Raw genomic sequence first — 13318 nt, 5'->3', positions numbered from 1 at the left:
CAGCCCTCGCGTCAGCCCTTGGAGTGCGGTTCGGCGTTGGCGCCGGTCGGAAGACCCGCACCACCCTTCACGCCCATCACCGAGTCGATGATCGAGTTCGGCAGCGGGAGCGGACGCTCGATGAAGCCGAGCAGCGGCAGGATGATGAGGAAGTGGATGAAGTAATAGGCCGTCGCGATCTGCGAGACGATGACGTACCAGCCCTCCGGCGGCTTGGCACCGAGCCAGCCGAGCAGCAGCGTATCGGCCACGAGGATCCAGAAGAACTGCTTGTAGAGGGGACGGTAGTTCGTCGAACGGACCTTGGACGTGTCGAGCCAGGGCAGGAAGGCCAGGACCGCGATGGCCGCGAACATGGCGATGACGCCGCCGAGCTTGTCCGGAATCGCGCGCAGGATCGCGTAGAACGGCAGGAAGTACCATTCGGGCACGATGTGGGCGGGCGTCACCGAGGGGTTCGCCGGGACGTAGTTGTCCGCATGGCCCAGGTAGTTCGGGATGTAGAACACGAACCAGGCGAACAGGATCATGAACACGACGGTGGCGAAGATGTCCTTGATCGTCGCGTAGGGCGTGAACGGCACCGCGTCCTTGCCGGACTTGATCGGCACGCCGGTCGGGTTGTTCTGGCCCGGCACGTGCAGTGCCCAGATGTGGAGGATCACCACGCCGACGATCATGAACGGCAGCAGGTAGTGGATCGAGAAGAAGCGGTTCAGGGTCGGGTTGCCGACCGAGTAGCCGCCCCAGAGCAGGCTCTGGATGGTGTCGCCGACCACCGGGATGGCGGCCAGGATGTTGGTGATGACGGTCGCGCCCCAGAAGCTCATCTGACCCCAGGGAAGCACGTAGCCCATGAAGGCCGTGGCCATCATCAGGCCGTAGATGATCACGCCGAGGATCCAAAGGATCTCGCGGGGAGCCTTGTAGGATCCGTAATAGAGGCCGCGGAAGATGTGGACGTACACCGCCACGAAGAACATCGAGGCGCCGTTGGCGTGCAGGTAGCGGATCAGCCAGCCGAAATTCACGTCGCGCATGATGTGCTCGACGGACTGGAAGGCGAGCGCCGCGTTCGGCGTGTAGTACATGGCCAGGAACACGCCGGTCACGATCTGCGACACGAGCATGAAGGCGAGGATGGCGCCGAAGGTCCAGAAATAGTTCAGGTTCCGCGGAACCGGGAACGCGATGAACGAGGAATGGACGAGGCCCGCGATGGGCAAGCGGCTTTCAAACCACTTTCCGAAGGCGCTCTTGGGGACGTAGGTCGTTGGGTGCTGGCTCATGGTGTCGCCTGATCAAATGGCCGTCGCGAAAAGGGTTACGCCGTGGCTTCCTGGCCGATCGTGATCTTCGTATCGGACGTGAAGGTGTAGGGCGGGATCGGCAGGTTGATCGGGGCCGGACCGCCGCGAACGCGGCCGGACGTGTCGAAAACGGAGCCGTGGCAGGGGCAGAACCAGCCCTCGTAGGCTCCCTGGTGCCCCAGGGGCACGCAGCCGAGATGGGTGCAGTTGCCGTAGACGATCAGCCACTGGGCATGACCCGGCTTGACGCGGGCCGAGTCGGGCTGCGGGTCCCGGAGGCTCGCAACGTTGACGTCCTCGGCGGCCTTGATCTCGGCCGGGGTGCGGTTGCGGATGAAGATGAGCTTCCCGCGCCAGAAGACCTTGACGATCTGCCCCTCGGCGATGGGCGACAGATCGACCTCGACCGGGGCACCGGCGGCAACCGTCGCGGCGTCGGGCGTCATGGATTGAATGAAAGGCCACACTACGGTCGCGGCGCCGACAGCTGCGGCCGCCCCAGTGGCGATGAAGAGGAAATCGCGCCGTGTCGGCTCAACGACGGTAGAGGTGGTCTCAGCCACTTGGCTCTCCAGCATACGTCAAAAAACGAGAACCGCGCATCTGCGATGGCTTGGCGGGCCTTGGGCCATCCAAGCATCCGGCACGCTGCCCGCTTGAACAAGCATACGCGCCAACGCGCGCGCAATGCGACTGGGCGTCGCCGCGCGAAGGGCTCTTTGGCACGGCCAAGCCCGCCTGTCCATAGGCGGATTGGACTTGTTCCAATCCGCAGGGCTCAGATGGCGGCCGTTTCCTCGGCTCCCAGGAAGCCGCCCGACTGGCGCCGCCAGAGCCTGGCATAGAGCCCGTTCCGCCGCAGGAGCTCCGCATGGCTCCCCTCCTCGACGATACGGCCCCGGTCGAGAACGATCAGCCGGTCGAGGGCCGCGATGGTGGAGAGCCGGTGGGCGATGGCCACCACGGTCTTGCCCTCCATGAGGGTGGACAGCGCCTCCTGGATCGCTGCCTCGACCTCCGAATCCAGGGCCGAGGTGGCCTCGTCGAGCACCAGGATGGGGGCATCCTTGAGGATCACCCGCGCGATGGCGACCCGCTGACGCTGGCCGCCTGAGAGCTTCACGCCCCGCTCGCCCACATGGGCGTCGTAGCCCTTTCGGCCCCGGTGGTCCTCCAGGTCGAGGACGAAATCGTGGGCGTGGGCCAGGCGGGCCGCCTGCTCGATCTCGCTGTCCTTCGCGCCCGGCCGCCCATAGGCGATGTTCTCCCGGATCGAACGGTGCAGGAGGGAGGTATCCTGGGTCACCATGGCGATCGCGGCCCTCAGGCTGTCCTGGGACACATGGGCGATGTCCTGCCCGTCGACGAGGATCCGCCCCTCCTCCACGTCGTGGAGACGCAGCAGCAGGGACGTGATGGTGGTCTTTCCGGCCCCGCTCGTTCCCACGAGGCCGACCTTCTCGCCGGCGCGGATCGTGAGGTTCAGGTCCTCGATCACCCCGTCCTCGCGGCCGTAATGGAACGAGACGTGATCGAAGCGGATCTCGCCGGCTGTGACCTCAAGTCGCTTCGCCCGCGGGGCGTCCACGATGCCGTGGGGCCGGGCGATTGTGTCCATGCTCTCCTGCACGACGCCGATATTCTCGAAGACGCCTCGCACGGTCTGCATGACCCAGCCGGACATGGCCAGGATGCGCATGACGAGGGCAAGACCCGTAGCGGCCTCGCCGCTCGACATGAGCCCGCGCATCCAGAGGGCGATGGAGAGCCACCCCGTAGCCACGAGCAGGGCGCTGTTCATGATGGCGAGACATCCTGTCACGCCCGTGATGAGCCGGAACGAGTTGAGGAACGCCTCCGTATGGGCCGCAAGGGCGCGGTGGACGGCCGAGCGCTCCTCCGCGCCGCGGGCGAAGAGCTTGACGGTGAGGATATTGGTGTAGCTGTCGACGATCCGGCCCACGAGGGCCGAGCGCGTATCCGCCACCTTCAGGGAGCGCGCCTTCGCGCGCGGCACGAAATAGCGCAGCAACACCAGGTAGCCGACGATCCACAGACCCATCGGCAGGGCGAGCCAGGGGCTGACCTTGGTGAAGAGTCCCAGGGCCGTGAACGCGAAGATCGCCACATAAAGAAGTGTATCAAGCACCGTCACGGCTATCTCGCGGATCGCCGAGCCGGCCTGGGTGATGCGGTTGGCGAGCCTGCCGGCGAAATCCGCCTGGAAGTAACCGAGGGCGTGGCCCAAGGTATAAAGGTGGGTGCGCCAGCGGATCATGTTGGTGCTCTGCGGCACCAGCAGCTGATTCGTGATGGCCTCGTGCAGGAAATGCAGGACGGGCCGCACGAACAGGATCGCGGCCCCTATCAGCATCAGGGACGTGCCGTGGTCCGCCCAGAGCCGGTCGGGGCTCGAATGGGCGAGGATATCCACGATCCAGCCCATAATGACGTAAAGAGAGGCCTCGAACAGGCCCACCACCAGGGACGCGAAGAAGAGGACGACCAGCCAGTTCCGGACCGGCCGGATGTAGTACCACGAGAAGGCGCCCACCGTGCCGGGAGGCGTCTCGCTCTCGTCGAAGGGCGCGAACGGGTCGATTCGCTTCTCAAACCACCGAAACATTCCGATCCCCGAGGCTTCAGGTTTCTGTTTGTCAGCATCTTTTCACGCAAAAGCGGGAACCGGTTTTGCGTCCGATGCTCCGGCTTCCCGGCCCGCGATAACCCGGCAGGCGGAGAAGCGTTCACTTGAAAGCGTTCACTTGACGGCGGCGCCCGCTTCGGCCGATGTGCCGTCCATGCCCCGCCTTGCCATCTACCAGCCGGACATTCCGCAGAACACCGGGACCATGCTGCGCCTCGCCGCCTGTCTGGGCGTGCCTGTCGAGATCATCGAGCCGGCGGGTTTCGACGTGTCCGACCGGAACCTGCGCCGTTCCGGGATGGACTATCTCGAGCGGGCCGCGATCACGCGCCACGTCTCCTGGGACAGTTTCGAGACCTGGAGGCAGGAAAGCAAGACCCCAACGGGCCGCCCGCGCCTGATCCTCGCCACCACGAAGGCGGCCGTGCCCTATACGGACATCGTCTACGCGCCGGACGACATCGTCCTGGTCGGCCGGGAATCGGCCGGGGTGCCGGACGAGGTCCATCACGCTGCGGATGCGCGGGTCCTCATCCCTATGCGGGCTGGCCTGCGCTCCCTCAACGTCGCCGTGGCGGCCGCCATGATTCTCGGCGAGGCCCTGCGGCAGACCGGGACCTTTCCCCATCTACCCTCTTCGGAGCCCGATCCATCATGACCGACAATGCCGACGTCCGCCGCCTGCAGGAGGAAGCCCCCGTCTGGTTCGCGGCCCTGCGCGACCGCATCTGCGCCGCCTTCGAGGCCATCGAGGACGAGGTGACCTCTCCCCTGCCCCCCGAGGCTTCCGCGCCTGGGCGCTTCGAGCGCAAGCCGTGGGAACGCAAGGATCATAGCGGCCAGCCCGGTGGCGGCGGCACCATGGCGATGATGCGGGGCCGGGTCTTCGAGAAGGTTGGCGTCCATGTCTCGACTGTGCACGGCGAGTTCGCGCCCGAATTCCGGGGCCAGATCCCGGGCTCGGAGCAGGATCCACGGTTCTGGGCGTCGGGCATCTCGCTCATCGCCCATCCGTGGAACCCCCACGTGCCGACCGTGCACATGAACACCCGCTTCGTGGTCACCACCAAGCCCTGGTTCGGAGGCGGCGCGGACCTGACTCCCGTGCTCGACCGCCGCCGCACCCAGGAGGACCCGGACACGGTCGCGTTCCACGCGGCCATGAAGGACGCCTGCGACCGGCACCCCTCGGCCTCTTATGAGAAATACAAGGCCTGGTGCGACGAGTATTTCTTCCTCAAGCACCGCAAGGAGCCCCGCGGCATCGGCGGGATCTTCTACGACTATCACTGGACCGGCGACCCGGACGGAGACCTCGCCTTCACGCGCGACGTGGGCGAGGCCTTCCTGCGCATCTATCCCGAGATCGTGCGGCGCAACGTCGGCACACCCTGGACGGAGGATGACCGCATCGAGCAGCAGGTGCGGCGGGGCCGCTATGTGGAGTTCAACCTGCTCTACGACCGGGGGACGATCTTCGGCCTCAAGACCGGCGGCAACATCGCGTCTATCCTCTCGTCGATGCCGCCGACGGTCCGCTGGCCGTAAAGGCTTTTTCTATTTTCGAGCATCTTTTCACGCAAAACCTATTCCCACTTTTGCGTCCGATGCCTTAGCCCTCCTCCAGCACCCTCTCGAGGAGGGCGTCCGCGGAAGCCCGATCGTCCGGGCACCCTTCGGCGAACCACAGGTCCCGCGCCCGGCCGAGCATCTCGCCGATGCGCGGGCCTTTGGGGATCCCGCGCGCCATGAGGTCGGCGCCGCGCAGGGGAAAGACCGGCACCGGCTCGGCGCCGCTCCGGAAACTCTCCAGGGCCGCCAACGCCTGCGCATCGACCCGCGGCCGGGGCTCTCCGGCCAGGGCCGCGAGGGCAAGCGAGAGCGTCTCGACCCCATGGGCGGCCGCGAGGCGGCGGATCGCCACCGGATCGAGGACAGGCGGCCCACCCTTGAGTTCGCACAGGAGCCGCGCATAGGCCGCAAGCCGGCGGTGCTCCTCGTTGGAGAGCCTTAGCCTCTCGCGCAGGCGCTCCGCATCCTCCTCGACGAAGACCGCGAGGGCCGCGAGGCGCTCGATCGGCTCCCGGCCCGCCGCGACCGCGCGGTCGAACCGGCCGAGCTCGGCGGCCCCGTCCAGGATCCAGGTCAGAAAGCCGTGCTCCGCGAGGATTTCGACCGTGCCGATGGCGCGCCGGGCCATGAGGAGCCGCAGGAATTCGTGCCGGACCCGCTCCCGCGACAGAATTGCGAGCCCGGCCCGCTCGGCGCCCGCGGCCGCGAGCCCCTCCGGGTCCGGGCCGTTCTCGGCGTATTCCGCCGTAAACCGGAAGAAGCGCAGGATCCGCAGGTAATCCTCGCGGATCCGGGTCCGCGCATCCCCGATGAACCGGACCCGCCGCGCCGCGAGGTCGTCCAGGCCGCCCGCATAATCGTAGAGGCGCCCGTTAAGGCCGAAGGACAGGGCGTTGATGGTGAAATCGCGCCGTTTCGCATCGGCCTCGAAATCGTGGCCGAAGCTCACGACCGCTCGGCGCCCGTCCGTCTCCACGTCCTCGCGCAGGCTCGTGACCTCGAAGGGCTCGCCCTTGACGACCACCGTGATCGTGCCGTGGTCGATGCCCGTAGGCACGGGCTTGAACCCGGCCTGCTGCGCGAGGCGCGTGATGGTCTCGGGGAGCGCCGTGGTGGCGCAGTCGACCTCCGTCACGGGAAGCCCGAAGAGTGCGTTGCGCACGGCCCCGCCGACGATGCGGGTCTCCTCCCCGTCCCGATTCATGGCCTCGAGGAGGGCACGCAGGCGCGGCCGCTCCAGGAGCGCCTCGAGGGTTTCCCGGCGCAGGGGCGATGTCATCGGAACTGTCCCGGGACGACCCGCCCGTTCTCCATATGCGTGGGCACGTAGCCCTCCTTATGGCGCTCCGCCAGGAGGCCGCCGAGGATGAGCGAGACGATCACGAGGGCGAGGCCCGCGATGGCCACCCAGGACACGTGCTTGCTCCAGGACGACCAGGCCAGGGGATTGCGGCGGGCGATGAGGAGATAGATGGCGAAGGCGGCGAAGGGCAGGAGAAACAGCAACACTTCCTGAATGATCGCCCGCGTCATGGCATGTAGAGCCTCTCGTAAAGATTGCGGAGGATGCCCGCCGTTACGCCCCAGATGTAGCGTCCCTCATAGGGCATTGCATAGTACCTGCGCCGGATGCCCTGCCACTCGCGTGCATGGAGCTGGTGATTGGCCGGCTCCATGAGGAAGCTTAAGGGGACCTCGAAGGTGTCGGCCACCTCATCAGGATTGAGGACCAGCGTGTAGGAGGGAGCCACCCGCGCGACCACGGGAATCACCAGGTAATTGGTGGTGGACAGATAGGGGTCGAGATAGCCGAGGGGGCTGATGAACCGGTTGTCGAGGCCGATCTCCTCCTGCGCCTCCCGGTAGGCCGCCGCCAGGACGGATTCGTCCGTCGGGTCGACGCGCCCGCCCGGAAAGGCGATCTGGCCGGAATGCTGGCGCAGGCTCGTGGCCCGTTCGGTGAAGAGAAGGGTCGGCTCCTCCCGCATGACGACGGGTACGAGGACGGCCGCTTCCTTCGGCGTCAGGGGATGCACCAGGGGAACATCGTCGAGGGAATGGTCGCCCCGCGGATTGGCGAGGGCATCGCCGAGCGCAGGTGGCTCCGGCCGCAGGCGCTGGGCCGCCAGGGTCAGGAAATCCGGCGTGTCGAGGGGGGCTGTCCGCATCGGACTATTGTGCCTCGTCGGCGGGCGCGATGGGAAAGAAGACGCCTCCCGCAGGAACGCCGAATTGCCGCACGCCCTCGACCATGCGTTCCTCGCCGAGGGCGATCAGGTCGAAGGTCAGAGCCCGTGTCACCCGGGCCCAGAGATCGCCGCGCACCTTCACGGAGGGCTTCACGCCGCCATGCGCATCCGTTTCGAAGCGCAGCGGATGGTCGGGCCCCACCTGCACGAGATCGTCCACATTCGTGCGAAACGCGACCTGGCGCGCCTCACCCTCCCCTTCCACCGCCATCTCGACCGCCACAAAGGGCGCATCCTCGACGGTGATTCCCACCCGCTCGACGGGCGTGACGAGCACGTAGCGCTCCGGGTCCTTGCGAAGCACCGTCGAGAACAGGCGCACGAGCGCCGGTCGATTGATCGGCGTTCCCATGTAATGCCAGGTTCCGTCCGCCGCGATGCGCATGTCGATCTCGCCGCAATAGGCGGGATTCCAGCGCTCCACGGGCGGAGGTCCTCTTCGGCTCTTTTCCGGGCCGAGCGCGGCCGCGAGCCGCGACAGGGCGCTGCCGGATGTCGGGGCAGAATCGGTCATGACACAAGCGTGAACAAGAATTTGCACTCTGGAGGATCGACGAACGGCGATCCATGGCTAATTCCTACAGCATAGAGCTACAGCCTGCGCCGTCCAGGTCTCCGGTTCCGGAGATGCAACTGCGGCGCATAGACCCGTAAGACCCGCTTGCCTATCGATGCCCAAGACAGGCAGAGTGTCGCCGGGGGCGGACGCCAGTGCGTGGAAGGATGACACATGACGGTCAGCATCGCTCAACCGCCCACAATTCTCGATGACGCCATCGTCCGTAGCGCTGAGGCGACGCTCGAAACCGTGGCGCGGGCCCGGGACGCGATCCATTCAGTCATCTTCGGCCAGGAGGATGTGGTCGATCAGACCTTGATCACGCTCCTGGCGGGCGGTCACGGGCTCCTGGTCGGCGTCCCCGGCCTGGCGAAGACCAAGCTCGTCGAGACCCTCGGAACGGTGCTGGGCCTCGATGCGCGGCGTGTGCAGTTCACCCCCGACCTGATGCCGTCCGACATCCTGGGCTCCGAGATTCTCGACGAGGGCGCCGACCGGCGCCGTTCGTTCCGCTTCGTGAAAGGACCGGTCTTCACGCAGCTTCTCATGGCGGACGAAATCAACCGCGCCAGCCCCCGCACCCAATCGGCCCTGCTCCAGGCCATGCAGGAGCACCACGTCTCGGTCGGCGGCGAGCGTCACGACCTGCCCCAGCCCTTCCATGTTCTCGCGACCCAGAACCCGATCGAGCAGGAGGGCACCTATCCGCTCCCCGAGGCCCAGCTCGACCGCTTCCTCCTGGAGATCGACGTGGGCTATCCGGACCGGGATGCGGAACGGCGCATCCTGATCGAGACCACCGGCGCTGAGGAGCGCAAGCCCGCCGCCGTGATGGACGCGGAAGCGCTGATGAACGCGCAGCGCCTCGTGCGCCGCCTGCCGGTCGGCAACAGCGTCGTCGACGCGATCCTCGACCTCGTGCGCGCCGCGCGGCCCGGGAGCGATTCCATCGAGGGCATCACCGACAAGCTGCTCTGGGGGCCCGGCCCCCGCGCCTCCCAATCCCTGATGCTGGCCGTGCGCGCCCGCGCCCTCATCGAGGGCCGCGTCGCCCCGTCGATCGCCGACGTAGTGGCCCTGGCCGAGCCGGTGCTGAAGCACCGCATGGCCCTGACCTTCGCGGCCCGCGCTGACGGCGAGACGGTCACGGGGGTCATCGGCCGCCTGACGGCGCGGCTGGCCGGTTAGGATTCCCGTCATGGCCCGTGTCCGGGTTCTCCCCGAGACCGCCCGCGTTCCCGGCCGCCACGAGACCGAGGCGGCCCTCGATCTCGCGCACCGGATGCCCCGCCTGGTGCTGGAGGCCCGCCGTGTCGCGGCGAATCTCTCCCACGGGATGCACGGGCGCCGCCGTGCCGGCATCGGCGAGACCTTCTGGCAGTTCCGCCCCTTCGTGACCGGCGAGGCGGCCCAGCGCATCGACTGGCGTCGCTCGGGCCGGGACGACCGGCTCTACGTGCGCGAGCGCGAATGGGAGGCCGCGCAGAACATCTGGTTCTGGATCGACCGCTCCGCCTCCATGGCCTTTGTCTCGGACCTGGCGCGGGCCGCCAAGGCCGAGCGGGCGATCGTGCTCGGCCTCGCGCTTGCCGACGCCTTCGTGGAAGGCGGCGAGCGGGCCGGCCTGCTCGGCCTCATGCCACCCCGGGCGACCGCTCGGATCGCCGAGGCCATGGCCGAGGCCCTGGTGATGGACCGTTCCTCCCTGGATGACGACCTGCCGCCGCGGGCGCCGATCCCTACCATGGACGAAGCCATCCTGATCGGCGATTTCCTGAGTCCTCCGGCCGAAATCGCGACCGCCGTCGAGGCCATTTCGAGCCGGGGCTGCCGCGGCCATCTGGTGATGATCGCCGACCCGGTCGAGGAGACCTTTCCGTTCGAGGGGCAGGCTGTCCTGCACGACCTCGAGGATGGGATTTCCTTACGCATCGGCGACGCCGCCTCCTGGGGCGAAGCCTACCGGGAGCGCATGAAGCTGCACCGAGGCAACCTGGAGGATCTGGCGCGGCGCCGGGGCTGGACATTCACGGTCCACCGGACCGACCGCCCGGCGAGCGAGGCGGCCTTGCGTCTCATCACTCTCGTGGCCGCTTCGCGCGGCGCCGGCGGCGGGCGGCGCTAGACCATGCTGGGCTTCCCCCTCACATTCGCCGCCCCCCTGGTCCTGATCGCACTCGCGGCCCTCCCGGCGATCTGGCTCCTCCTGCGCATCACGCCGCCGCAGCCGAAGCGGGTGGACTTCCCGCCGCTCAGGATCATGGCGGACCTGCGCCCGGAGCAGGAAACGCCCGCCCGCACGCCCTGGTGGCTCCTGCTCCTGCGGCTTCTGCTGGCGGCCATCCTCATCCTGGCGGCCGCGGGCCCGATCTGGAACTCGCTGGCCGAGGGCAGCAGCCGCGCGCCCCTGCTCCTTCTCGTCGACAACGGCTTCGCGGCCGCGCATGACTGGCGCGACCGGATGAACCTGGCGGCTGGACGGATCGAGGCGGCAGAGCGCGAGGGCCGGGTCGTTGCCGTCGCGGCCACGGCCGGCGAACCCCAGGACCTCCAGTCCATGAGCCCTGCGGCCGCCCTGGAGCGCCTGCGCACCTTCAAGCCCCTGCCGCACATGCCCGACCGCCGGGCCCATCTCGATTCCATTCGCCGTTACCTGGAATCGACGCCCGATGCGGAGATCGTCTGGATCAGCGACGGCGTCGCGGGCGTCGAGGGGCAGGACCTCATCCAGGGGCTTGCCCCCCTGACCGAGAACCGACGGATCATCGTCCTCAAGGCGGAGCGCTCCCCTGCCCTCGCGCTGGCGGGAATCGCCAATACGGGCGGCCAGCTCGCCACCACGGTGATCAGGGCGGAGCCCAATGGCCGCGATGCCGGCATCGTCCGCGCCCTCGATTTGAAGAACCTCCCCCTGGCGGATGGCCGCTTCGCGTTCCCGGCCGACGCTACCGAAACTACCGCAACCTTCGAAGTGCCCACCGAAATCCGCAACGACATCGCCAGAATCGAGATCCTGGGCGAGAACGCGGCCGGGGCCGTCACGCTCCTGGACGAGCGCGGCAAGCGCCGGCGGGTGGGGCTCGTCTTCGGCGGCACGGTGGACCAGGCGCAGCCGCTCCTGTCGCCCATCTATTACGTTGAGAGGGCTCTCTCGCCCTATGCGGAGATCCGGCAGGGCCGCGGCGGCGTGACGGACGCCATCGACCAGCTGCTCGACGAGCAGGTCTCGATCCTCGTCCTGGCCGATGTCGGCGGGCTCGACCGGGAGGCTGAGGCGCGGGTGAGCGCCTTCGTGGAAAGCGGCGGCCTTCTCCTGCGCTTCGCCGGGTCGCGCCTCGCGGCGGGCAACGACGACCTCGTCCCGGTCCATCTGCGGCGCGGCGGGCGCACCCTCGGCGGCACCCTGTCCTGGGACACGCCCAAGACCTTCGCGCCCTTCACCCGCGAGAGCCCCTTCTTCGGCCTGACGGTGCCGGAGGAGATCGGCATCCGTCGGCAGATCCTGGCGGAGCCCGAGGGCGACCTGCCGGCCAAGACCTGGGCGGCCCTCGAGGACGGGACCCCCATCGTGACGGCGGACAAGCGGGGCGACGGCCTCATCGTGCTCTTTCACGTGACGGCCGACACCACCTGGTCGAACCTGCCCCTGTCCGGTCTCTTCGTGGACATGCTGCGCCGGATCACGGCCCTGGCGGGTTCCCCGCGCGACGCCAGTCCCGAATCCCGCAATGCCGAGAACCAGACCGTCGCGCCGCGCCTGACCCTCGACGGCTTCGGCGTCTTCTCGTCGCCGCCTCCGACCGCCCGGGCGGTCATGCGCGGCCACGCGGAACGGGCCAGCGCCGAACACCCGCCCGGCTTCTACGGCCCCGTGGATTCGAGCCTCGCGGTCAACACCCTTCTCCCGGATGACCGCCTCGCACCCCTCGACTATGCGCCCCTGCGGGCCCGTATCGCACCGCTTGAGGGCGCCAGGACCATCGACCTGCGGGCACCCCTGTTCAGCCTCGCGCTCGCCCTTCTCCTCATCGACACCCTGGCGTCGCTCTGGCTCGGCGGCCATCTGGCCAACCTGTTCGGACGGATGCGCCGGGCCGGCGCGGGTGCCGGCGCCGCGATCCTGCTGGCAACCCTGTTTGCCGCCGCTCTCCCGTCGGATGCGCGCGCCCAGGGCGCCCCGCCGGAAAGCCGTCCGCCCCAGAGCCAGGGAGCCCTGAGTCAGGAGAGCCGGGCCTCCGCTCTCGTGACCCGCCTTGCCTACGTGATCACCGGGGACGAGCAGATCGACGAGACCAGCAAGGCAGGCCTCCTCGGTCTCTCGCAGGTGCTGACCATGCGCACCGCCTTCCAGCCGGGGGATCCGATCGGCGTCGATCCGGCGCGGGACGAGCTGGCCTTCTACCCGCTCCTCTACTGGCCGATCGTGGCGACGCGGCCAATCCCGAGCGAAGCGGCGATCCGGCGCCTCGACGCCTTCATGAAGAGCGGCGGCACGGTGATCTTCGACACCCGCGATGCTTTCGGCGCCCGCCCGGACGGCGCCATGAGCGCCGAGGGGCAATATCTGCGCCGGATGCTGGCGGGCCTCGACGTTCCCGAGCTGGAGCCGGTGCCGTCGGACCATGTTCTGACGAAGACCTTCTATATCCTCGACGACTTCCCCGGGCGCTACGCCACGGGCCAGACCTGGGTGGAGGCCCTGCCGCCACCGACCGAGGACACGGCCAACCGTCCGGCACGGTCCGGCGACGGGGTGTCGCCGATCATCATCACGTCCAACGATCTCGCGGCCGCCTGGGCGGTCGGGCCGCGCGGGGAGGCTCTCTTTCCGGTCGTTGGCAGCGACCAGCAGCGCCAGAGGGAGCTGTCGTTCCGCAGCGGCATCAACCTCGTCATGTACGCGCTTACGGGCAACTACAAGGCCGACCAGGTCCATGTACCGGCCCTGCTCGAACGCCTGGGGCAATAGGAGTAGGACAAC

The 13318-nt window shown here is 68.1% G+C and carries 12 protein-coding genes; 5 read left to right on the top strand and 7 right to left on the bottom strand.

From position 1 onward, the window contains the following. Positions 1-11 precede the first annotated feature (11 nt). The 3 genes from C4E04_RS05080 to C4E04_RS05070 all read right to left on the bottom strand — a co-directional run bounded on the left by C4E04_RS05080 (position 12) and on the right by C4E04_RS05070 (position 3936). On the bottom strand, positions 12-1289 hold the full coding sequence (locus C4E04_RS05080) for a cytochrome b N-terminal domain-containing protein (protein ID WP_109595549.1): 1278 nt from the start codon (positions 1287-1289) through the stop codon (positions 12-14). A gap of 35 nt (positions 1290-1324) precedes the next feature. Then, a complete protein-coding gene (gene petA, locus C4E04_RS05075; RefSeq protein ID WP_109595547.1) occupies positions 1325-1888 on the bottom strand; it encodes a ubiquinol-cytochrome c reductase iron-sulfur subunit in 564 nt (187 codons plus the stop codon). Positions 1889-2088: 200 nt separating this feature from the next. Beyond that, positions 2089-3936 (bottom strand): ABC transporter ATP-binding protein, encoded by a 1848-nt coding sequence (locus tag C4E04_RS05070; RefSeq protein ID WP_109595545.1) that lies wholly within the window; start codon positions 3934-3936, stop codon positions 2089-2091. A 175-nt stretch (positions 3937-4111) separates the two neighbouring features. Here C4E04_RS05070 and C4E04_RS05065 point away from each other — a divergent pair, with 175 nt between their 5' ends. Both C4E04_RS05065 and hemF read left to right on the top strand, forming a co-directional pair. Further along, positions 4112-4615: a tRNA (cytidine(34)-2'-O)-methyltransferase gene (locus C4E04_RS05065; protein ID WP_109600794.1), complete on the top strand. Its 504-nt coding sequence runs from the start codon at positions 4112-4114 to the stop codon at positions 4613-4615. Further along, a complete protein-coding gene (gene hemF, locus C4E04_RS05060; RefSeq protein ID WP_109595543.1) occupies positions 4612-5505 on the top strand; it encodes an oxygen-dependent coproporphyrinogen oxidase in 894 nt (297 codons plus the stop codon). The genes C4E04_RS05065 and hemF overlap by 4 nt, the downstream gene beginning before the upstream one ends. 64 nt (positions 5506-5569) lie before the next feature. On the opposite strand, the gene C4E04_RS05055 is transcribed toward hemF, so the two are convergent. From C4E04_RS05055 to C4E04_RS05040, 4 genes are read right to left on the bottom strand one after another with little or no spacing between them, the layout of a single operon-like run. Further along, positions 5570-6808 (bottom strand): CCA tRNA nucleotidyltransferase, encoded by a 1239-nt coding sequence (locus tag C4E04_RS05055; RefSeq protein ID WP_109595541.1) that lies wholly within the window; start codon positions 6806-6808, stop codon positions 5570-5572. Continuing rightward, positions 6805-7062: a DUF6111 family protein gene (locus C4E04_RS05050; protein ID WP_109595539.1), complete on the bottom strand. Its 258-nt coding sequence runs from the start codon at positions 7060-7062 to the stop codon at positions 6805-6807. The genes C4E04_RS05055 and C4E04_RS05050 overlap by 4 nt, the downstream gene beginning before the upstream one ends. Continuing rightward, positions 7059-7697, bottom strand: a complete 639-nt coding sequence (locus C4E04_RS05045; protein ID WP_109595537.1) for a CoA pyrophosphatase — start codon at positions 7695-7697, stop codon at positions 7059-7061. Before C4E04_RS05045 ends, C4E04_RS05050 begins: the two co-directional genes overlap by 4 nt. Positions 7698-7701: 4 nt before the next feature. Continuing rightward, positions 7702-8292 (bottom strand): DUF1285 domain-containing protein, encoded by a 591-nt coding sequence (locus tag C4E04_RS05040; protein ID WP_109595535.1) that lies wholly within the window; start codon positions 8290-8292, stop codon positions 7702-7704. Positions 8293-8508: 216 nt separating this feature from the next. Between C4E04_RS05040 and C4E04_RS05035 the strand changes: the two genes are divergently transcribed. From C4E04_RS05035 to C4E04_RS05025, 3 genes are read left to right on the top strand one after another with little or no spacing between them, the layout of a single operon-like run. Next, the gene (locus C4E04_RS05035; protein WP_109595533.1) at positions 8509-9525 is read left to right on the top strand and encodes a MoxR family ATPase; all 1017 of its coding nucleotides are present in this window, start codon (positions 8509-8511) and stop codon (positions 9523-9525) included. Between the two features lie 10 nt (positions 9526-9535). After that, the gene (locus C4E04_RS05030) at positions 9536-10462 is read left to right on the top strand and encodes a DUF58 domain-containing protein (RefSeq protein WP_109595531.1); all 927 of its coding nucleotides are present in this window, start codon (positions 9536-9538) and stop codon (positions 10460-10462) included. A 3-nt stretch (positions 10463-10465) separates the two neighbouring features. Continuing rightward, positions 10466-13306, top strand: a complete 2841-nt coding sequence (locus C4E04_RS05025; protein WP_109595529.1) for a DUF4159 domain-containing protein — start codon at positions 10466-10468, stop codon at positions 13304-13306. Positions 13307-13318: the final 12 nt, after the last annotated feature.

Origin of the sequence: Microvirga sp. 17 mud 1-3, assembly GCF_003151255.1 — a bacterium.
Taxonomy (GTDB): Bacteria; Pseudomonadota; Alphaproteobacteria; order Rhizobiales; family Beijerinckiaceae; genus Microvirga.
Note: the sequence above shows the minus strand (reverse complement) of the source record. Positions and strands in the feature narration are given on the sequence as shown.